The sequence below is a fragment of the Afifella sp. IM 167 genome, assembly GCF_020144925.1.
In the GTDB taxonomy this organism is placed as follows: Bacteria; Pseudomonadota; Alphaproteobacteria; order Rhizobiales; family Afifellaceae; genus Afifella.
This window is the reverse complement of record NZ_NSLC01000012.1, coordinates 1-19,904: the sequence shown is the minus strand read 5'-3', so window position 1 is coordinate 19,904 and position 19,904 is coordinate 1. Positions and strand designations below refer to the sequence as shown.

Sequence of the window (19,904 nt, the reverse complement as noted above, 5' to 3'; positions counted from 1 at the left end):
GAAAGCCGCGGAGAAACTTAAAGGCGGTAGTGGCTCGCCACGTCCCTCGATATCTCCGAGCGGCGATAGCCCAGCTGTTCCAGCTCGTCGTCGTCGAGACGCGAGAGATATAGGTTCACCTCGCGCTTCGCCTGCTGGAGGCGGGAATGCATGACGGCGCGCGACAGGCGAGAGAAGAAGCCGGTCCGCTCGCCGCGGCCCTCCGGCAGGACGCGGTCGGTAACGAAGATGGTGCTCGACATGATCGTCCTTTCACTCTGGAGCTGTTCTCCGCCACCGAAGATAAGCCCCTCGCCGGGCTTGGTAATGCGTGCCAGCGCAAAGCCGTTTTGCATTTTTTGCAAGCGCGAACAAAAATGCGGCAACGCACCATGATGCGGCAACGCGATCTGGTGGTGCGGGCCCCGGCAGCCTGCTAAGGGAGCGCCATGTTTCAGCATTTCGAACACACCGGCGATGCTTCACGCTCCGCCGAGCGGCTGGCGGCGCTACGCGCCCACCTCCGCGAACAGGGCCTTTCCGGCTTCATCGTCCCCCGCTCGGACGAGCATCAGAGCGAATACGTGCCGCCCTCGGCCGAAAGGCTCGCCTGGCTGACGGGCTTCACCGGCTCGGCCGGAACGGCGATCGTGCTGGAGGAGGAAGCCGCCCTGTTCATCGACGGCCGCTACACCGTCCAGGCGGCGAACCAGGTCGACAGGGCCGCCTTCACCCCGGTCTCGATCCACGAGACGCTGCCATCCGACTGGCTCGCGGAACATGCGCGCAAGGGCGCGCGCATCGGCTTCGATCCCTGGCTCGTCACGCGCGGCCAGCGCAAGAGCTTCGAAAAGAAGCTGCAGCGCGTCGGCGCCGAACTGGTGCCGCTCGCCGAAAATCCGCTCGACGCGGTCTGGGGCGACCGCCCCGCCCCGCCGACCGGCGCCGTCCGGCTTCAGCCGGAGGAATTCGCCGGCAAGAGCGCTGCCGACAAGATCGGCGAGATCGGCGCAAGGCTTGCGGAGAAGGATGTCGACGCGGCCATCCTGGCCGACCCCGCCTCCATCGCCTGGCTGTTCAACATCCGCGGCAGCGACGTGCCGCATACCCCGCTTGCCCTCTCCTTCGCCATCGCCCGCAAGGACGGCACGCCCGAACTCTTCATCGACGGGCGCAAGCTGTCGAACACCGTCCGCGACAGCCTCGCTTCCGTCGCGAGCCTTCGCGAGCCTGGCGCGTTCGATGCCGCGCTGCGCTCCTTCGCCGAGGGCGAAAAGGTGCTCTACGACGCGCAGGGCGCCGCCGAGGCGATCGCGCTCGCCATCGAGGCCGGCGGCGCGCAAGTGGTCGAAGGCTCGGACCCCGTCCTCCTTGCCAAGGCGAAGAAGAACGCCGCCGAAGTCGCCGGCTCACGCGCCGCGCATATGCGCGACGGCGTCGCCGTCGCCCGCTTCCTCGCCTGGCTTGGCGGACAGGCGCCGGGCAGCCTGACGGAGATCGATGCGGCCAGGCAGCTGGAGACGATCCGCAGCGAGACCGCCGAGGCGGAAGGCTCCAAGCTGGAAGACATCTCCTTCGATTCCATCTCGTCCACGGGTCCGAACGGCGCCATCAACCACTACCGGGTCACGGAGCGCACCAATCGCAAGCTGGAAGAAGCCGAGCTCTATCTCATCGATTCCGGCGGCCAGTACCGCGACGGCACGACCGACATCACCCGCACCATCCTCGTCGGCAATGCGCCGGCCGACCGGCTCACTCTCTTCCGCGACCGCTACACGCGCGTCCTCAAGGGCCATATCGCGCTCGCCATGGCGCGCTTTCCGAAGGGCACGTCGGGTGCGCAGCTCGATGCGCTCGCCAGGGTCTCGCTATGGGCGGCCGGGCTCGATTTCGACCACGGCACCGGCCACGGCGTCGGTGCCTTCCTCTCCGTCCACGAGGGGCCGCAGCGCATCGCCAAGACCGGGCACTCGGCGCTCGAGCCGGGCATGATCGTTTCCAACGAGCCCGGATACTACCGGCCGGGCGATTTCGGCATCCGGCTGGAAAACCTGCTCATCGTCCGCGAGGGCGAAGTGCCGCCGGGCGGCGACCGCGAAATGCTCTCCTTCGAGACGGTGACGCTCGCCCCGTTCGAGCGGCGGCTGATCGACACCGCCCTTCTGACGCCCGGCGAAATCGCCTGGCTCGACTGCTACCACACGCGCGTGCGCGGCAGCCTTTCCTTCTTCCCGGGATTTTCGGACGAGGAACGGCAATGGCTCGCCGATGCCTGCCGGCCCATCGTGGGGTGAGAGCCGAAGGCAAAGCGGGGGCGGCGGCTCAGGCGGAGAGGGCTGAGATCGGCGCTTCGGGAAAAAGCGCGGCGGCCGCCGCCTCCCCTTTCACGATGCGCATCAGCCAGCGCGCCACCTGGCGTGCCGGCACGCTGAGTTCGGCATCCTCGCGCCAGGCGAGATAGTAGGCATAGCCGCTTTCGTCGGCGGTGCCGAAGGGCGCCACCACGCGCCCATCCTCCACCAGCCGGTCGATCATCGGCCGCCTGCCGATGCCGAGCCCGACCCCGCCGGCGGCCGCCTCCACGATCTGCTCCGTGCCGTCCAGCGCCAGCGCGTTGTCCAGCGAAGGGGGGGTAATTCCCCGCGCCTGCGCCCATTCGCACCATTCCTCGCGGTGCGCGGCGTTGACGAGAAGACGCACCGATTTCAGGGCCTCTTCCGGGTCGGCGCCCTCCGGCACGAAGCCCGGCTTGCAGACCGGAAAGGTCTGCTCGTCGAAAAGGTGCGTGGCAACGATGCCCGGCCAGTCTCCCTTGCCGTGGCGGAGCGCCAGATCGATCTGTTCGCGCCGCATGTCGACGATGCGGTTGGAGGGCGAAAGCTGCAGATAGACTTCCGGCAGCGCCTGCTCCAGATCGACGAGGCGCGGGATCAGCCACATCGTCACCAGCGAGCTCGGGAGCGTCAGCGAGACCCGGCAGCACGGGCCGGAAAGCCCCTCCGTCGCCTTGCGGATGGCGGCGAAAGCCGGATCGATCTCGGCGAAATAGGTCTGGCCGGCCAGCGTCAGCTTCACGGCGTTCCCCCGCCGCTCGAAGAGCTTCGTGCCGAGATACTCCTCCAGTTTGCGCACCTGGTGGCTGATCGCCGATTCCGTCAGGCCGAGGGCTGCCGCCGCCTCGCGGAAGCGGCCGAAATGCGCCGCGGCATGGAAGCTCCTCAGCGCATGCAGGGGCGGCAGCGGGGGAAGGCTCGGTTCCTGCATCGCTCTCTCCCTAGGCGTACTTGAACGACGCTCATGCTCGCATGCGCCTTGCGCGTTCGAACTCTCAGCCGTGTCTCGCTACCTTACCCTTCATCGGTTGGGCAGCCAAGACCGGACAGCCTGACCTTCAGTCATGGAGAACGTGAATGCGATTCATCAGCGAAATGCGCAAGGCCCGTCGTCGTCGTCAGGCGGCTCATGATCTGAGGGGCCTGTCACCCGATCTTCTCGCCGATATCGGCATCGAGCCGGACCATGTCGATGAAGCCGCGCAGGCGATGGCGGCGGGCGGCACCAGCGGCCGCGGCATTAGGCCGGAGCCCGACCGTCTCCTCTATAAGGCGGCGCTGTTCATGCCGCTGGACTGGCCGCAACTGCGGCGTCTGCCGTTCTGAGGTCAGCTCCCCAGAAGTGCCCGCAGCACGAAAAGCGAACCGACGCCCACGATGAGTGTCACCGGCATGGAAAAGCGCAGCGAGGCGAGGATGGTGAGAATGGCGGCGAGTGTTTCGGCAGCGCCCGTCGCCAGCGCCATCGGCACGATCAGCGTGGTCATCACTGCGGCCGGGACGGCGTCGAGCGCCGCTTCCACCCGCGGCGACAGACGCCCGAAGCGCGAAAGGATGACGTCGCCTCCGATCCGCGTCGCGTAGGTGACGAGGCCGCAGGCGAGGATGAGGAGGAGCGGCTGCCATTCCCCGCTCATGCCGCCGCCTCATCCTCGTCGGAGCGCGCGCCCGTCCCGCCGGCGAGGAGCACCGCCACCGAAATACCGGCGAAGGCACCCGCCCCGATATGCCAGGGCGCTCCGGCGAAGTACCAGGTGGGGAGGGCCGCCAGCGCGCTTGCCGCGATCACCCAGAAGGCATTCGGACGGCTGCGGAAACGCGTGACCAGGAAGATGAAATAGGCCGTCATCACGAAATCGAGGCTGAAGCGCCCTGGATCGCCGATGCCCGAGCCGAAGGCGGCACCAACGCCGGTTGCGCCGACCCAGGCAAGATAGAGCGGCCCGGAAACCGCGACGTAATAGGCCGCCGAAAGCCGCGGCCCGGCCCGGTATTCCGACAGCGCAAAGACCGGATCTGTCAGCCCGGCAAAGGCGAGGAGCCGGCCCGAAAGCGGCCAGTGCCGCGTTCGCCGCCCGAGCGCCGCCGAGTAGAGGATATGGCGGAAATTCACCGCCAGCACCGCCAGAACGATTGTCCAGAAGGGCAGCGGCGTCCCCCAGAGCTCCAGCGCCACGAATTGCGAGGCACCGGCATAGAAGACGGCGCTCATCGCCACGACGCGCCCGAACGGCATGCCGTCGCTCGTCGCGATCGCCCCGAAGAGCATGCCAAAGACGCAGTTCGGCAGAAGCACCGGCGCCATGTCCCTCAGCCCGAGAAGGATCTGCGTACGTCTGGAGGAAGGTTCGGCGGGAGCGAGCATGCGGCGGACCATATGTCAGAGATCCTGACCTGTCCCGTCAGCTTTCCTGAAGCGAAGCTTGCGGTTCGCTGAAGCGCGCCCTCACCCGCTGGCGAGCTTCAGCCAGGCTTCCTCGTCGATCACTTCGACGCCGAGCTCGGCCGCCTTCTTCAGCTTGGAGCCGGCGCCGGGTCCGGCAACGACAAGGTCGGTCTTGCCCGAGACGGAGCCTGACACCTTGGCGCCGAGGCGTTCGGCCTGCGCCTTCGCCTCGTCGCGCGTCATCTTCTCCAGCGAGCCGGTGAAGACGACGGTCTTGCCTGCCACCGGCGAGGAGGAGGCCACCTTCTCCGCCTCGCGCGGCGTCACTTGCTTCAGGAGCTTCTCGATCTCCTCAAGATTGTGCTCCTCGGCGAAGAACTGCGTCACCGCCTCGGCGACGACCGGTCCGATGCCGTCGATGTCATTGAGTTCCTGCCAGGCCGCGCCGGCCTGATCCGCAGCCGCCTTTGCGCCTTCGATAAAGGGCTCCGCCGTGCCGTAATGGCGGGCCAGCCGGCGGGCGTTGGTCTCGCCGACATGGCGGATGCCGAGCCCATAGATGAAACGGGCAAGCGCGATGTCGCGCCGCTCGTCGATGGCGGCGAAGAGGTTCGCCACGCTCGTTTCGCCCCAGCCCTCGCGGTCCTTCAGCTTCTTCAGCGAGCCCTTGTCGCGCTCGGCGAGCGTGAAGATGTCGGAGGGATGGCGGATCAGCCCGTCGCGCCAGAAAGCCTCCACCTGCTTGGAGCCGAGCCCCTCGATGTCGAAGGCATCGCGCGACACGAAATGCTTCAGCCGTTCCATCGCCTGCGCGTCGCAGATGAGCCCGCCGGTGCAGCGGCGCACGGCATCCGTGCGGCCGGTCTTGGGATCGTGCTCGCGCACTGCGTCGGAGCCGCAAATCGGACATTTCTGCGGAAAGACATAGGGTTTGGCGCCCTTCGGCCTGCGCGCCAGATCGACGTCGAGAACCTGCGGGATGACGTCGCCAGCGCGCTGGATCGTGACCGTATCGCCGATCCTGATGTCCTTGCCGCCGCGGATTTCCTCGCCGTCGCGGCCGATCCCCTTGATGTAGTCCTCGTTGTGCAAAGTGGCGTTCTGCACCACGACGCCGCCGACCGTGACCGGGGCGAGCTTGGCGACCGGCGTCAGCGCACCGGTGCGCCCCACCTGGATCTCGATATCTTCCAGCACCGTCGTCGCCTTCTCGGCAGGAAACTTGTGCGCGATCGCCCAGCGCGGGGAGCGCGAGACGAAGCCGAGCCGCTCCTGCAGGGCGAGCTCGTTGACCTTGTAGACGACGCCGTCGATATCGTAGCCGAGCCGCGCACGCTCGGCCTCGATCTCGCGATAATGGGCAAGGGCCTCCTCCACGTCGGCGCAAAGCTTCATGAACGGGTTCGTCGGTAGCCCCCAGTCGCGGAAAGCCTCCATGGCGCCGGACTGCGTGTCGGAGGGCAGCTTCGTCGTCTCTCCCCAACCATAGGCAAAGAAGCGCAGCGGCCGGCTTGCGGTGACGGAAGGGTCGAGCTGGCGCAAGGAACCGGCGGCCCCGTTTCGCGGATTGGCGAACTGCCGGTCCCCCTCCTCCGCCATGCGCGCATTCAGGGCGGCAAAATCGGCATGGCTCATATAGACCTCGCCGCGGATCTCGATGACCTCGGGCGCGCCCTTGCCGAGCTTTTCGGGAATGTCCTCGACGGTCCTCAGATTGGCCGTAACGTCCTCGCCCTCCGTGCCGTCGCCGCGGGTCGCACCGCGTACGAAGACGCCGTTCTCGTAGCGCAGCGAGGCGGAGAGCCCGTCGATCTTCGGCTCTGCAAGAAGGGCCAGGGCGCGCCCGTCCTTGAAGCCGAGGAAGCGGCCGATCCGGGCAACGAATTCGTGCACGTCCTCGTCGTAGAAGGCGTTGTCGAGCGACAGCATCGGCACGGAATGCCGGACCTTGGCGAACCGCCCCGAGGGTCGGGCACCGACTTTCTCGGAGGGCGAATCGCTTCGCTTCAGTTCCGGAAAGCGCGCTTCGATGGCGAGGTTTCGCTGGCGCAGCGCGTCGTAATCGGCGTCCGCTATCGCCGGCGCGTCATCCTCGTAGTAGCGCTTGTCGTGCCCCGCGATCTCCTCGGCCAGGCGCTTCAGCTCCGCCTCGGCCTCCTCGATCGTCAGCGCCTCGACCGACGTTTCGGGCGTCCCCTCGCCGGCCGCCCCCTGCTTCTTCGCCATCTAGACCTTCTTCACCATCTATACCGCCTCGCCGACGATCAGCCGCTCGGCGGCCGCCCTTGCCTCTTCGGAAATGGTGGCGCCGGCGAGCATGCGGGCAATTTCCTCGCGCCGCTCGTCCTTCTCCACCCGGTTCACTTCCGTCGCCGCCCTCTTGCCGCCCTCGGCAAGGCTCTTGGAGATGACGAAATGGCCTGCCGCGCGCGCGGCCACCTGCGGCGCATGGGTGACGGACATCACCTGGACCCGCTCCGCGAGCCGCGCCAGACGCTTGCCGATCGCCTCCGCCACGGCGCCGCCGACGCCGGCATCGATCTCGTCGAAGACGAGGGTCGGCGCCGAGCCGCGATCGGCGAGCGCCACCTTGAGGACGAGAAGAAAGCGCGAGAGTTCGCCGCCGGAAGCCACCTTCATGATCGGCCCCGGTGCCGTGCCCGGATTGGTCTGCACCTCGAAGGAGACGGCGTCGATCCCATCCGGCCCGCGCCGCTCCCTGTCGCGGTCGATGGCCACGATGAATCGAGCCGCTTCGAGTTTGACCGCCGGCAATTCCTTCGCGACCGCATCTTCCAGATGCTTCGCCGTCTCGGCGCGTTTTTCCGAAAGCAGCTCGGCGGCCTCCACATAGTGAAGATCCGCTTCGCTCACCGCCTTTTCCAGCGCCGCGAGCCGTTCGGTTCCGCTCTCGAAATCGTGGAGCTTGGCCGCGAACTCGGCCGCCACGCCCGGCAGCGCGTCGGGCTCGCAGCGGTATTTGCGGGCGGCCGCGCGAATGGCGAAGAGGCGTTCCTCGATTCGCTCCAGCTCGCCGGGATCGTGGTCGATCTGCTGCAGGGCCTCCGTCAGCCCGGCGCGCGCATCCTCGATCCGGTCGAGCGCCTCGCCGAGCGCGCCCACGATCTGGTCCATGATCTCCGGCATGTCGGCCTGCTTGCGTTCCAGCCGCCTCAGGAGGCCGGCCAGATCCGGCACCGGCGAGGCGGAGCCACCCAGCAGATCCTGCGCATCTGAAAGGTCGCCGGCGATTTTTTCCGACTGCATCATGAGCCGACGGCGGTCGGCGAGCCGTTCCTCCTCGCCGAGCTCGGGCGAGAGCTGCTCCAGTTCCCCCACGGAGGCGCGCAGATAATCCGCCTCGCGCTCGGCCGCCTCGATGGACGCTCGGAGCTCGGCCGTATCCTTCTTCGCCTTGCGCAGCGCCTCGGCGCGCCGGGCGACCTCGGCGCGCTCCGGCTCCAGCCCGCCGAAAGCGTCGACAAGCCGGCGATGCTCTTCGGCGGAGACCATGGCGCGCTCGTCGTGCTGGCCGTGGATCTCCACCAGCAGGTGGCCGATCTCGCGCAGCAGAGAGACGGAGACCGGCTGATCGTTGATGAAGGCGCGGCTGCGCCCATCTGCAGATTGCTGGCGCCGGAGGATCAGAGGACCCTCCACCTCGATGTTGTTCTCCTCGCACATGAGCACGGCCGGGTGCGTCGGCACCGGCTCGAAGACGGCGGTGACGTGGCCCTGCGACTGTCCGCTGCGCACGAGTGCGGCGTCGCCGCGCGCGCCAAGGGCGAGGGCCAGAGCGTCGAGAAGGATGGATTTGCCGGCGCCGGTCTCGCCCGTCAGGACGCTGAGACCGGGATCAAAGTCGATGGACAGCCGCTCTATGAGAACGATGTCGCGGATGGTCAGGTTGGCCAGCATGGCCGGGGGAGGATATCAAGCAGACTTGCCCGACCGAAAGGCCCGCGAGATCCACGATCCCTGACTTTCGGATGGTTCCACGCCCTTTCCGGCCAGAAGCCGGTAAGAATCCTGGTACCATTGGCTGTCGGGGAAATTGTGGCCGAGCACGGCGGCAGCCGTCTGCGCCTCGTTGACGATACCGAGCGCCAGATAGGCCTCCACCAGCCGGTGCAGCGCCTCTTCGACGTGGCGGGTCGTCTGGTAGGCGGTGATCACCGTCTTGAAGCGATTGATCGCGGCGAGATATTCCTGCCGCTCCATGTAGTAGCGGCCCGTCTGCATCTCCTTGCCGGCAAGCTGGTCGCGCCCGAACTCGATCTTGCGGCGCGCATCGTCGGCATATTCCGAATCGGGATATTTGCGCAGGATCTCGCCATAGGCGAGCAGCGCGCGCTGCGTCATCTCCTGGTCACGCGTCACGTCCGGGATTTGCCGGTAGTACGATTCGGCGATGATGTACTGTGCGTAGGCGGCGTCTTCGCTCGCGGGGAACAGCGTCACGAAGCGCTTGGCCTCGTTGACCGCCTCCTGGTAATCGCCGCGCTTGTAGTTGAGATAGGCCGACAGGACCATCGAGCGGCGCGCATATTCCGAATAGGGATGCTGCTTGTCGACCTCGGCAAACTTCTTCTTGGCGTCCGCAACCTCGCCCTCGTTCATCAGAGCGAGGCCCTCGTTGTAGAGGCGATCCGGCGGCTCGGTCGTCTCCTCGTCCAGCTCGACCGTCTTTGTGCCGAAGAGCGAGCAGGCGCCGAGCGGCGCGGCCAGCACGGCGACGAGAAAGCCGGCGGCGAGGATGCGGGAGGAGCGTGAGGCGGCGTCAGTCAGGGTCATACATCCACACGGGGGCACTAGAGGCACCGCGCCTCCATATCGAAGAAAGGGCCGGCTGCAAAGGCATTGCGGCGATGCTGGCCCTGCGTTGCGGACCAGCCCGCTCGCGCACAGCCCTCACCACCAAAAAGTGGCCCAGTTGTGATGACGTTCAGGAAAGCTCGGGAGCGAAGGCCGGAGCCCAGTAGGCGGCCATCGCCTCACCCTGCTCGGCGCGGCGCGGGCGGTTGTCGCTGGCGACCAGACGACTCCAGGCGGAGCGGTCCGACATCAGCGCATCGAGCGCCATGGCGTTGACCTTGTGGCCGCCGCGATAGGACCGGTAGTGGCCGATGATCGGCGCGCCGGCGAGCGACAGGTCGCCGATGGCGTCGAGAAGCTTGTGGCGGACGAATTCGTCCGGATAGCGCAGCCCCTCCGGGTTCATGACCTTGCCGTCGGAGATGACCACGGCATTGTCGAGGGAAGAGCCAAGGGCAAGGCCCTTCGACCAGAGCAGCTTCACATCCTTCATGTATCCGAAGGTGCGGGCGCGGGCGATCTCCCGGCGGAAGCTCTGTGGGGTGACGTTGATGCTCTGCTTCTGCCGGCCGATCGCCGGGCAGTCGAAGTCGATCTCGACGGTGAAGCGCCGGCTATCCTGGGGAATGAACTCGGCCCAGGAGGAGCCGTGCTCGACCCGCACCGGCTTCAGGACACGGATGGCATGCGCCGGCGCGTTCTGCGCTACGATGCCCACCTCATCGATCGCCTCCACGAAAGGCATCGAACTGCCGTCCATGACCGGCACTTCGCCGGCGTCGATTTCGATGATCAGATTGTCGATGAAAAAGGCGGAGACCGCCGCCATCAGATGCTCGATCGTGGCGACGGAAACGCCGGAAGGATCGGCGAGGATGGTGCACAGCTCCGTACCGCCGAGCGAGGAAGAACGGGCCGGGATCGAAATGTCGTTGCCGTTCGCGTCGCGGCGCTGGAAGACAATGCCCGTCCCGGGCTCTGCCGGACATAGCCGGAGCGTCACGGACTTGCCGCTATGCGTGCCGACGCCGGTAAGCTCCGCCTCTTGGCGCAGCGTTCTCTGCGATCCGTACCACGGATGTACCATCAACCCCTGCCCTTCCACGGTGCCGTCCGGGCCTGCGCTCGCATGCCCGATGCCGTCCCCACACAGCCAGCGCTCCGATATGGCGGAAGCTACCAGCAAGCGTCACATTTTCGCCAATCAAGCTTTCTTACCCTTTGTTACCATTTTCTCTTTCGTCTCACAGGACGAAATATCTTCGTTTTCCAATAGCTTAGAACTGAAAAAGGCCCCGGCGAAAATCTCGCCGGGGCCCTTGATCACGCAAAATGTCGCCGTGTTTCAGCTGGTCTGGCGCCGCAGAAAGGCCGGGATTTCCAGCTGGTCGTCCTCGTTATGCGCCGAAGCGGGCGCGGGACGGCCGTGCGGGTCGAGCCCGCCGCGGGCCGCGGTCTCCTGCGTCCGCCGCTGCTGCGGACGGCCGAAGGTCTCGGCGACCGACGGGCGAGCCGGGGCGCGCTCGGCCGGTGCCTGCTCCATCCGCGGCTCGACTTCCATGCCGCGCTGCTGGCGCATGGCCGTCTCGTCCTCGCCTTCCGCATGCTTGGAAAGACCGTGGGTGATGCGCGCCAGGAGCGAGCGCGGACGACGATCCTCACCGGCCGGTGCCGCCTCGTGGCCGTCACGGCTGGCATGGATCTGCCGCTGTGCGATCGCCGGGAAATCCTCCACCTTCGGCATGCGTGCCTGAGTGGAGAGCGGACGCTCGGCGGCCGGCGGCACGAAAGCCTCCTGGCGCCGGACCGGCGCGTCGCGGGCGACGTCCATGTCGCTCTCCGGCTCGCGTGGCGCGATCAGCGAGGGCTCCGGACGGAACGGGCCGATCTTGATAGCGCGCTCCTGGCGCTCGCCGGCACGGGCGGCCGGTGCGGGCTGGCCACCCTGGCGGCCGGCAGGCGCCGGCGCGGTGCGAACGCTCTGGTTGCCGTTGACCGGCGCATGGCGGGGCATCGCGAGCTCACGCTCCAGATCCTGCGCCATCGCCTCTTCGAAGCTCGCCACGTCGGCATGAGCGGCCGGCTGGGCCGGACGGCCACCCTGACCACCGGAGCCGCCGACGCTCTTCAGGCGCCGGGTGAGCTCCTGCATGCGCTCCTCGTTGTCGTTCTCCACGGAGCGCTCGGCCTGGTCGATGCCGGTCGCCACGACGGAGACGCGGATGACGCCCTCCAGGCTCTCGTCGAAGGTGGCGCCGAAGATGATGTTGGCGTCGCTCTCGACTTCCTCGCGCACGCGGCTGGCAGCCTCGTCCACCTCGAAGAGGGTCATGTCCTTGCCTCCGGTGATGGAGATCAGGAGACCCTGCGCGCCGCGCATGGAAACCTCGTCGAGCAGCGGATTGGCGATCGCCTTCTCCGCCGCCTCCACGGCGCGCTTGTCGCCGGAAGCTTCGCCCGTGCCCATCATGGCCTTGCCCATGGAGCGCATCACGGAGCGAACGTCGGCGAAGTCGAGATTGATCAGCCCGTCCTTGACCATCAGGTCGGTGATGCAGGCGACGCCCGAATAGAGCACCTCGTCAGCCATGGCGAAGGCGTCCGCGAAGGTCGTCTTCTCGTTGGCGATGCGGAAGAGGTTCTGATTCGGGATGACGATCAGCGTGTCGACGTGCTGGGTAAGCTCGGAGATGCCGGCATCGGCGAGGCGCATGCGGCGCTGCCCCTCGAACTGGAACGGCTTGGTAACGACGCCGACGGTCAGGATGCCCATCTCACGCGCGGCCCGCGCCACGATCGGAGCGGCACCCGTTCCCGTGCCGCCGCCCATGCCGGCCGTGATGAACACCATGTGGGCACCGGAGAGGTGGTCATTGATCTCGTCGATCGTCTCCTCGGCCGCGGCACGACCGATCTCCGGCTGCGAGCCGGCACCGAGCCCCTCGGTCGCCGCCACGCCCATCTGCACGACGCGCTCAGCGCGCGACATGGTCAGCGCCTGCGCGTCCGTATTGGCGACGACGAAGTCGACGCCCTTCAGGCCAGCTTCGATCATGTTGTTGACCGCGTTGCAGCCTGCGCCGCCGACACCGAACACGGTGATCCTTGGCTTCAGCTCGGTCAGGTCCGGCATATGCAAATTGATACCCATCGTCTCGTCCTTTCGCCGCTCTCCGCGCGCCGGCCATCCCTACTCGCCTGCGCCGATTACTCTTTCGCGACGCCGTAGCGCCGCACTCAGAAACTTTCGCGTATCCATCGCCCCATCCGGGCGAAGTATCCGTCCGTGCCCGTGGCCAGGAGCCTGCCCGGCCGGCGGGTACGAAACTGTTCGATCCGTGCCACCTGCGGGTAGACGACGAGGCCGACCGAGGTGGCGAAGGCAGCCCCCTTCACCGCTTCCGGCAGACTGCCGACGCTGCTTGGCCTGCCGAGCCGCACATTACGGCCGAGCACCCGGCGTGCCGTCTCGGCAAGGCCGGTGAGCTGGCTTGCGCCGCCGGTCAGAACCACCCGCTTTCCAACGACCTCGCCGAAACCGGACGTGTCGATCATCTCGCGCGCCATCTCGAGGGTCTCCTCGATGCGCGGGCGGATGATGCGCGTGAGGGTGGAGCGCGGCACCGCGTTCGGGGCGTCTCGCTCGTCCTCACCGACCGGCGGGATGGTCAGGATGTCCTTCTCGTCGGAGATGGAGGGCAGCGCCGAGCCGTGGCGCGCCTTCAGCCTCTCCGCATCCGCAAGGCTGGTGGAGAGCCCGCGGGCGATATCCATGGTGACGTGGTTGCCGCCGACTGGAACGGAGGCGGCGTGGATGAACTGTCCTTCATAGAAGATGGAGAGGCTCGTCGTGCCGCCGCCGAAATCGATGCAGGCGACCCCGAGCTCGGCCTCGTCGTCGACGATCACCGAGAGGCCGGAGGCATAGGGCGTCGCCACCACCGTCTCCACTTCCAGATGGCAGCGATTGACCGCCAGTTCCAGGTTGCAGAGCGGCGCGTCGTCGGCCGTCACCACATGCATGTCGACGCCGAGTTCGTTGCCCAGCATGCCGCATGGATCGGAGATGCCCCGATGGCCGTCGAGCGAATAGCCGATCGGCAGCGAATGGATAACCATGCGCCCGTCGGCGATGGAATTGACGCAGCCCGCACCGAGCACCCGCTGAATGTCGGCCGAGCTGACGGCCGAGCTGCCGAGATCGATGGAAGCTGAAAAATTCTCCGAGCGCAGACGTCCGGCAGAGATATTCACGATCACGGAGCCAATCGTCATGTCGGCCATGCGCTCGGCCTGGTCGACGGCGATCCGGATCGCCTTCTCGGCCTCGTCGAGATCGACGACGGTGCCGGACTTGATGCCGCGCGAGCGCGTCAGGCCGAAGCCGATCACCTCCGCATCATGCGTTCGCTTCAGGGAGAGCTCGCCCTCCGCCGGCTTCAGCCTTGCGATCAGGCAGGCGATCTTGGACGAGCCGATATCGAGCACGCTGACGACGGCCGCGCGGCGCGGCGACAGCGGCTTGATGCGCGAACCGGCATTGTCGTTGATGGCGTTCAAATCTCGCCTCCCGCCTTGGCCAGCCTGCGGATGACGGATTCGTTCTCCTTGGTGATCGTCTCGGCGACGTTCTCCGTCAGGCCGAAGCGGACACGATCCTTCAGGCGCAGGTCGATGACGGCGATTTCGCGGGCAAGGACGTTGTCATCCGACTGGAGCCGCTCCAGGCGCGCGAAGGCGTCCGACACGCCGCCCTCGGGCAGCTGCACGGTGATGCCGTTGTCGGTGACGATGTTCCAGCGCCGCTCCGAGACGAGGACGCAGCTCCGCACCCGGCGGGCAAGGTCCGGATGCTGGTCGAGCGCAGCGAGGAACTCCGGCGCACGCTCGTTGGCGCCGCGGCCGACGATGAAGGGAAGACCGGAAAATCGCGCATCGTTGTAGCCGGTGATGACGATGCCGTCCTTGTCGATCAGCGAGATGACCTCGTCGTTCTGCCAGAGGGCGTAGGGCACGCGCTCCACCAGCGTGATGTCGAGACGGCTCGGATAGAACTTGCGGATATCGGCCGTCTTCACCCAGGGAAGGTCTGCGAGGCGCTTGCGCGCGGTCTTCGCGTTGAAGCCGATGAGAGAGCCGCCGTTGATCTCGAGCGTTTCCAGAACCGTCAGCTCGGAAGTTTCGCGGTTGCCGGAGATGCGGATCGTATCGATGCCGAAGAAGGCGGCCGCGACAGTGCGATCGAGAAGCGTCGCCATATGGCCGCCGACGACGAGCCCGTAGAGAATGGTGGCGCCGAGAAAGGAGATGGCCGCGATCTGCCCGTAGGGCTTCTGTCGGCGCGTCTGCATCTTCTCCATGATGCGGCGAAGGCGCGGCGGCACGAGATGGCGCACGCGCTCGCCGAGCGAGGCGCCGAGCGCATCGATGCGCGCGCCCTGATCAGCCAGCCATTCGCCTATCGTCGGCACGATGCGTCCTCCACCATCCAGGTCACCAGATCCCCGAAATCCCGACCGGCATGGGCGGCCATTTCGGGCACCAGAGAGGTAGGCGTCATGCCAGGCTGGGTGTTCACTTCCAGCCAGATGAGATCATCGTTTTCCTCGCAGTACCGGAAGTCGCTGCGGGAAACGCCGCGGCAGCCGATGGCACGATGCGCCTCCAAGGCGAACCTGCGGATATTTTGGTAAACAAAGGGTTTAATTTCCGCCGGCAGGATGTGTCTGGAGCCGCCAGCAGCGTATTTTGCGTCATAATCATAGAAACCGTGGCCGAGCGGCACGATGTCGATGATGTCGAGCGCCTCCTCCTCGCCGGGGGCCCCCATCACCGCGCAGGTGAGCTCCTTTCCGGGCACGAAGCGCTCCACCAGCACCTCCTCGCCGAAGGTCCATTCCTCCCCCATAAGCGATTGCGGGGGGTGCCGCTGGCCTTGCGGAACGATGATGACACCGAAGGAGGAGCCCTCGCCGATCGGCTTCACCACATAGGGCGGCGACATGACATGCTCGCGTGCGGCCTCGGCGCGCGTGACGACTTCCTGCTCGGCCACCGGCACGCCGGCGCGTTCGGCGACGGCTTTGGCCTTGACCTTGTTCATGGCGAGCGCCGAAGCGAGCACGCCCGAATGCGTGTAGGCAATCTCCAGAATCTCCAGGACGCCCTGGATCCTGCCGTCCTCGCCGAAAGGCCCGTGCAGGGCGTTGAAGGCGACGTCCGGGCGAAGCTCGGAAAGGACGGTGGCGATGTCGCGCCCAACATCGATGCGGCTCACCTGGAAGCCGCGTTCCTGCAGCGCGTCGGCGCAGGCCGTCCCGGAGGAAAGGCTGACGGGCCGCTCCGACGACCAGCCCCCCATGAGGACGGCGACGTGCTTGCTTCCTGCCATTCCCGTTCCCTCTCCCCGCCGACGGCGTCGTCCCTGTTCGGTTCACCATCCTTGAAGGGAAAAGGTTAGAAATCGTTAACTATGGGCGATGGGTGGGAGGCGAAGAGGCGGTTTCAGTCTTCGCCCAAAAAGGGCTCCACTTCGCCCGTCTTGCCGAAGCGCCCCAGGCGCCGGATCTCCCATTCCAGCCGCTCGCCGGAATGGTGGAAGACGCGTGCGCGCACCGTCTCCCCGAGGAGCTCCAGGTCGTAGCCGGTGGCCTCCGCCTCGTTGATGAGGAAGTTGCAGTGGAGCTCCGAAACCTGAGCGCCGCCCACCCGCAGACCGCGGCAGCCGGCCGCATCGATCAGCTTCCAGGCGCTCTTGCCCGGCGGGTTCTTGAAGGTGGAGCCGCCCGTGCGGGTCTTGATCGGCTGGACGGTCTCACGGTGCGCCTGCACTTCGTCCATGGCGGCCTGGATCTCTTCGCGGGGCGCGGGCGTGCCCTCGAAAAGGGCCTCCACGAAAACAAAATCCTTCGGCGCGGCGGAGTGCCGGTAGGCATAGCCCATCTCCGCGCCGGAAAGGACATGCCGCTCGCCGCGCCGGTCGATGGCGACCGCTTCGATGAGGCGGTCTCGCGTCTCCGCGCCGTTGGCGCCGGCGTTCATCCTGAGGGCCCCGCCGAGGGCGCCGGGTATCCCGTGATAGAAGGCAAAGCCGGAAAGGCCGGCCTCGAGCGCGGCCTTGGCGAAGAGCTTGTCGGGAAGCGCGGTTCCGGCCCTCAGGCGGCTTCCCTCCACCGCGACCTTGCCGAAGCCGCGGCCGGAAAGCCGCAGGACGACGCCTTCTACGCCCCCGTCGCGGATGAGGAGATTGGAGCCGAGCCCGATGACGGTGACCGGCACGTCCTCGGGCAGCGCCCGCATCAGGAAGGCGAGGTCTTCCGCATCGGCGGGCATCGCCAGCACTTCAGCCGCCCCCCCCGCCCGGAACCAGACGATCGGCGCGAGCGGCTCGTTTTCCTTCAGCGTTCCCCGGAAACCGGAAAGCCGGTCGCCGAGCGAGCCGATGAGGCTCAAGCCGCCTTCTCCAGGCTGGCGAGCTGGTCGGGGAGCGCATTCGCCCATTTGGTGATGGACCCCGCGCCGAGGCATAGGACGAAATCCTTCGGCAGGGCGATCTCGGCGATCAGCGGCGCGAGCGCATCTTCGCCATCGAGCGCGCGCACATCGCGATGTCCGCCGGCCCTCAGCCCGTCGACAAGGCTGTCGCGGTCGGCACCCTCGATCGGCTCCTCGCCGGCCGCATAGACGTCTGCGACGATGACCGTATCGGCCTCGTTGAAGCAGGCGCAGAACTGGTCGAACAGGTCATGAAGGCGCGAATAGCGGTGCGGCTGGACGACGGCGATCACGCGCCCATCGGCGCTCTCGCGCGCCGCCTTGAGAACGGCGGCGATCTCCACCGGGTGGTGGCCGTAATCGTCGTAGATCGAAACGCCATTCCAGCTGCCCGTCAGGGTGAAGCGCCGTTTCACGCCGCCGAAGCTGGCGAGCCCCTTGCGGATCTGCGCTTCGCTGACGCCGAGCTGCCGGGCGACGGCGATTGCGGCGGTGGCATTGGAAACGTTGTGAATGCCCGGCATCGGCAGTTCGAGTGAATCGAGATTCTCGATCTCGCCACTCAGCCTGTCGCGCCGCTCCACCGAAAAATGCGAGCGCCCCGGCGTGAAGGTGACGGAATGGAAGCGGACTTCCGCCTGCGGATTGGCGCCGTAGGTGACGACGCGCCGGTCCTCGATGCGCTTGACCAGCCCCTGCACCTCCGGATGGTCGAGGCAGAGGACACCGAAGCCGTAGAAAGGCACATTCTCCACGAAGGCCGTGAAGGCTTCGCGCACCTTCTCGAAGGAGCCGTAATGGTCCAGATGCTCCGGGTCGATATTGGTGACGACCGCGACATCCGCCGGCAGCTTGACGAAGGTGCCGTCGCTTTCGTCGGCCTCCACCACCATCCATTCGCCCTCGCCCATGCGCGCATTGGTGCCGTAGGCGTTGATGATGCCGCCATTGATGACCGTCGGGTCGAGCCCGCCGGCATCGAGCAAGGCCGCCACCATGGAGGTGGTGGTGGTCTTGCCATGCGTGCCGCCGATAGCAACGGCCGATTTGAGGCGCATCAGCTCGGCGAGCATCTCGGCCCGGCGCACGACCGGCAGCGCGCGCGCCCGCGCCTCCTTCAGCTCCGGATTGTCCCGCTTGATCGCGGAGGAGACGACGACCACGACCGCCTCGCCAAGGTTCTCGGCGCGGTGGCCGATGGCGACGCTTGCCCCCTTCTCGCGCAGCCGCGCGACATTGGCGCTATCGGCAACGTCCGATCCCTGCACACGGCAGCCCTGGTTGATCAGCACCTCGGCGATGCCGCTCATGCCAATCCCGCCAATGCCGACGAAATGTATTGCACCTATGTCATAGGGCATTTTCATGATTGTATTCCTCGCTCCGAGAGCGCTTCGACCGCGTCGGCAAGTCTTTCCGCCCCGTCGGGGCGACCGGCCTTGCGTGCCGCGGCAGCCGCCTCCGCGAGCCGGTCGGGACGCGCTATCAAATCGGCCAGCGTCGATGCAAGCTTTTCAGGCGTCAGTGTCTTCTGCTCCATCAGCCAGCCGCCGCCGATATCGTCGAGGAGACGGGCATTGGCTGCCTGGTCCTGGTCGAGTGCATGCGGCAGCGGCACGAGGATGGCGGGCCGCCCGATGACGGCGAGTTCGGAGACGGTCGAGGCACCTGCCCGGCTGATGACGAGATGTGCCGCCGCGATCCGCCCGGGCAGATCTCCGAAGAAGGGCTCCAGATCTGGCGTGATCCCGGCCGCGGCATAGTCCGCGCGGGCGGCCTCCAGATCCTCTGGCCGGCATTGCTGGACGAGGTCGAGCCGCGCGCGCAGCTCTTCGGGCATCAGCCGCACCGCCTGCGGTACGAGTTCTGAGAAAACCCGCGCGCCCTGGCTGCCGCCGAAAACGAGCAGGTGGAACTTTCCCTCGGAACCCAGCGGCTCGTAGGGACGCTCGGCCGCTGCCAGCACCATCGCGCGCACGGGATTTCCGGTAAAGACGACCTTCTTTGCCGCCTCGGCGCCCTTGGGGTCGGGAAAGCCGGTGGCAAGCGCCGCCCCCGCCTTGAGGAGAAAGCGGTTGGCGCGTCCGAGCACGGCGTTCTGCTCATGCACCAGCGCCGCCACACCGAGGCTGCGGGCGGCGACGAGCGGCGGCACGGTCGGATAGCCGCCAAAGCCGACCACGATGTCGGCCTTGAGCCGCGAAATGATCTTGCGGGATTGCAGGACGCCGCGGCCGAGCTTCATCACCGAGATGGCCGCCTTCAGCGGATTGCCCGCCGTGATCGTTGCCGCCTCGATCGCCGAGAAATCCTCCGCCGGCACGCCGGAGATATAGGCACCCGCCCTCTTGTCGGTGGCGATCGCCACCCGCCAGCCGCGCTTCAGCAGCGCTTCGCGCAGCGACAGCGCCGGAAAGAGGTGTCCACCCGTGCCGCCGGCCGCCAGAAGCGCCGTCTTGCCGGAGCCCCCGCTCATACCTGTCCGAGCGCCGTCCGATGCGGCACGACGGTGACCTTGCGCTCCACCCGCTCGCGCGACAGGGCGAGGATGAAGCCCATGACGAGCGCGCTCGAAAGCATCGCCGAGCCGCCATAGGAGATGAAGGGCAGCGTCATGCCCTTCGCCGGCAGAAGCCGCAGGTTGACGCCCATGTTGATGAAGGCCTGCAGCCCCACCTGGATCGAGAGCCCGGCGATCGCCATCCGCTCGAAGGGCTGCTTGCGCCTCAGCGCATGCATCAGGCCGCGCATCAGGATGAAGCCGAAGATGGCAATGAGCGCCAGGCAGAGAATGATGCCAAATTCCTCCGCGATCACCGCGAAGACGAAATCGGTATGGGAATCCGGCAGGATGCGTTTCATCACCCCCTCGCCCGGTCCCGCCCCCGACCAGC

The 19,904-nt window shown here is 66.9% G+C and carries 18 protein-coding genes; 2 read left to right on the top strand and 16 right to left on the bottom strand.

Features of this window, described 5'->3' with window-relative positions; all coding sequences use genetic code 11:
• Window positions 1-17: 17 nt before the first annotated feature.
• Window positions 18-242, bottom strand: coding sequence for a hypothetical protein (locus tag CLD20_RS18295; RefSeq protein ID WP_224408114.1), 225 nt, complete (start codon window positions 240-242; stop codon window positions 18-20).
• Between the two features lie 186 nt (window positions 243-428).
• Here CLD20_RS18295 and CLD20_RS18290 point away from each other — a divergent pair, with 186 nt between their 5' ends.
• On the top strand, window positions 429-2,276 hold the full coding sequence (locus CLD20_RS18290) for an aminopeptidase P family protein (RefSeq protein ID WP_224408113.1): 1,848 nt from the start codon (window positions 429-431) through the stop codon (window positions 2,274-2,276).
• A 28-nt stretch (window positions 2,277-2,304) separates the two neighbouring features.
• Here CLD20_RS18290 and CLD20_RS18285 read toward each other — a convergent pair whose 3' ends face one another.
• The gene (locus CLD20_RS18285; protein ID WP_224408112.1) at window positions 2,305-3,246 is read right to left on the bottom strand and encodes a LysR substrate-binding domain-containing protein; all 942 of its coding nucleotides are present in this window, start codon (window positions 3,244-3,246) and stop codon (window positions 2,305-2,307) included.
• Between the two features lie 146 nt (window positions 3,247-3,392).
• Here CLD20_RS18285 and CLD20_RS18280 point away from each other — a divergent pair, with 146 nt between their 5' ends.
• Entirely contained in the window at window positions 3,393-3,641 is a 249-nt protein-coding gene (locus CLD20_RS18280) for a DUF1127 domain-containing protein (protein ID WP_224408111.1), read from the top strand.
• Window positions 3,642-3,643: 2 nt separating this feature from the next.
• Here the strand turns inward: CLD20_RS18280 and CLD20_RS18275 are convergent, their stop codons facing one another.
• From CLD20_RS18275 to CLD20_RS18210, 14 genes are all read right to left on the bottom strand, one after another.
• A complete protein-coding gene (locus tag CLD20_RS18275; RefSeq protein WP_224408110.1) occupies window positions 3,644-3,952 on the bottom strand; it encodes an AzlD family protein in 309 nt (102 codons plus the stop codon).
• Window positions 3,949-4,692 (bottom strand): AzlC family ABC transporter permease, encoded by a 744-nt coding sequence (locus CLD20_RS18270; RefSeq protein WP_224408109.1) that lies wholly within the window; start codon window positions 4,690-4,692, stop codon window positions 3,949-3,951. The genes CLD20_RS18275 and CLD20_RS18270 overlap by 4 nt, the downstream gene beginning before the upstream one ends.
• 69 nt (window positions 4,693-4,761) lie before the next feature.
• Window positions 4,762-6,927 (bottom strand): NAD-dependent DNA ligase LigA, encoded by a 2,166-nt coding sequence (gene ligA / locus CLD20_RS18265; protein WP_224408108.1) that lies wholly within the window; start codon window positions 6,925-6,927, stop codon window positions 4,762-4,764.
• A gap of 18 nt (window positions 6,928-6,945) precedes the next feature.
• Window positions 6,946-8,619, bottom strand: a complete 1,674-nt coding sequence (recN, locus tag CLD20_RS18260) for a DNA repair protein RecN (protein WP_224408107.1) — start codon at window positions 8,617-8,619, stop codon at window positions 6,946-6,948.
• A 15-nt stretch (window positions 8,620-8,634) separates the two neighbouring features.
• On the bottom strand, window positions 8,635-9,495 hold the full coding sequence (locus tag CLD20_RS18255; RefSeq protein WP_224408106.1) for an outer membrane protein assembly factor BamD: 861 nt from the start codon (window positions 9,493-9,495) through the stop codon (window positions 8,635-8,637).
• A gap of 151 nt (window positions 9,496-9,646) precedes the next feature.
• Complete coding sequence (gene lpxC / locus CLD20_RS18250; protein ID WP_370636944.1) at window positions 9,647-10,603, bottom strand: UDP-3-O-acyl-N-acetylglucosamine deacetylase; 957 nt, start codon at window positions 10,601-10,603, stop codon at window positions 9,647-9,649.
• A gap of 258 nt (window positions 10,604-10,861) precedes the next feature.
• Window positions 10,862-12,667 carry a cell division protein FtsZ gene (ftsZ, locus tag CLD20_RS18245; protein ID WP_224408104.1) on the bottom strand — a complete coding sequence of 602 codons (1,806 nt, stop codon included), beginning with the start codon at window positions 12,665-12,667 and terminating at the stop codon, window positions 10,862-10,864.
• An 86-nt stretch (window positions 12,668-12,753) separates the two neighbouring features.
• Entirely contained in the window at window positions 12,754-14,067 is a 1,314-nt protein-coding gene (ftsA, locus tag CLD20_RS18240) for a cell division protein FtsA (protein ID WP_224408209.1), read from the bottom strand.
• A gap of 5 nt (window positions 14,068-14,072) precedes the next feature.
• A complete protein-coding gene (locus tag CLD20_RS18235) occupies window positions 14,073-14,987 on the bottom strand; it encodes a cell division protein FtsQ/DivIB (RefSeq protein WP_224408103.1) in 915 nt (304 codons plus the stop codon).
• Entirely contained in the window at window positions 14,975-15,907 is a 933-nt protein-coding gene (locus CLD20_RS18230) for a D-alanine--D-alanine ligase (RefSeq protein ID WP_224408102.1), read from the bottom strand. Before CLD20_RS18230 ends, CLD20_RS18235 begins: the two co-directional genes overlap by 13 nt.
• 113 nt (window positions 15,908-16,020) lie before the next feature.
• Window positions 16,021-17,016 carry a UDP-N-acetylmuramate dehydrogenase gene (gene murB / locus CLD20_RS18225; RefSeq protein ID WP_224408101.1) on the bottom strand — a complete coding sequence of 332 codons (996 nt, stop codon included), beginning with the start codon at window positions 17,014-17,016 and terminating at the stop codon, window positions 16,021-16,023.
• Entirely contained in the window at window positions 16,965-18,377 is a 1,413-nt protein-coding gene (gene murC, locus CLD20_RS18220) for a UDP-N-acetylmuramate--L-alanine ligase (protein WP_224408100.1), read from the bottom strand. The genes murB and murC overlap by 52 nt, the downstream gene beginning before the upstream one ends.
• The gene (murG, locus tag CLD20_RS18215) at window positions 18,374-19,486 is read right to left on the bottom strand and encodes an undecaprenyldiphospho-muramoylpentapeptide beta-N-acetylglucosaminyltransferase (protein ID WP_224408099.1); all 1,113 of its coding nucleotides are present in this window, start codon (window positions 19,484-19,486) and stop codon (window positions 18,374-18,376) included. The genes murC and murG overlap by 4 nt, the downstream gene beginning before the upstream one ends.
• On the bottom strand, window positions 19,483-19,904 hold a 422-nt coding region (locus CLD20_RS18210; RefSeq protein ID WP_224408098.1), incomplete at its 5' end, for an FtsW/RodA/SpoVE family cell cycle protein. The genes murG and CLD20_RS18210, both read right to left, overlap by 4 nt.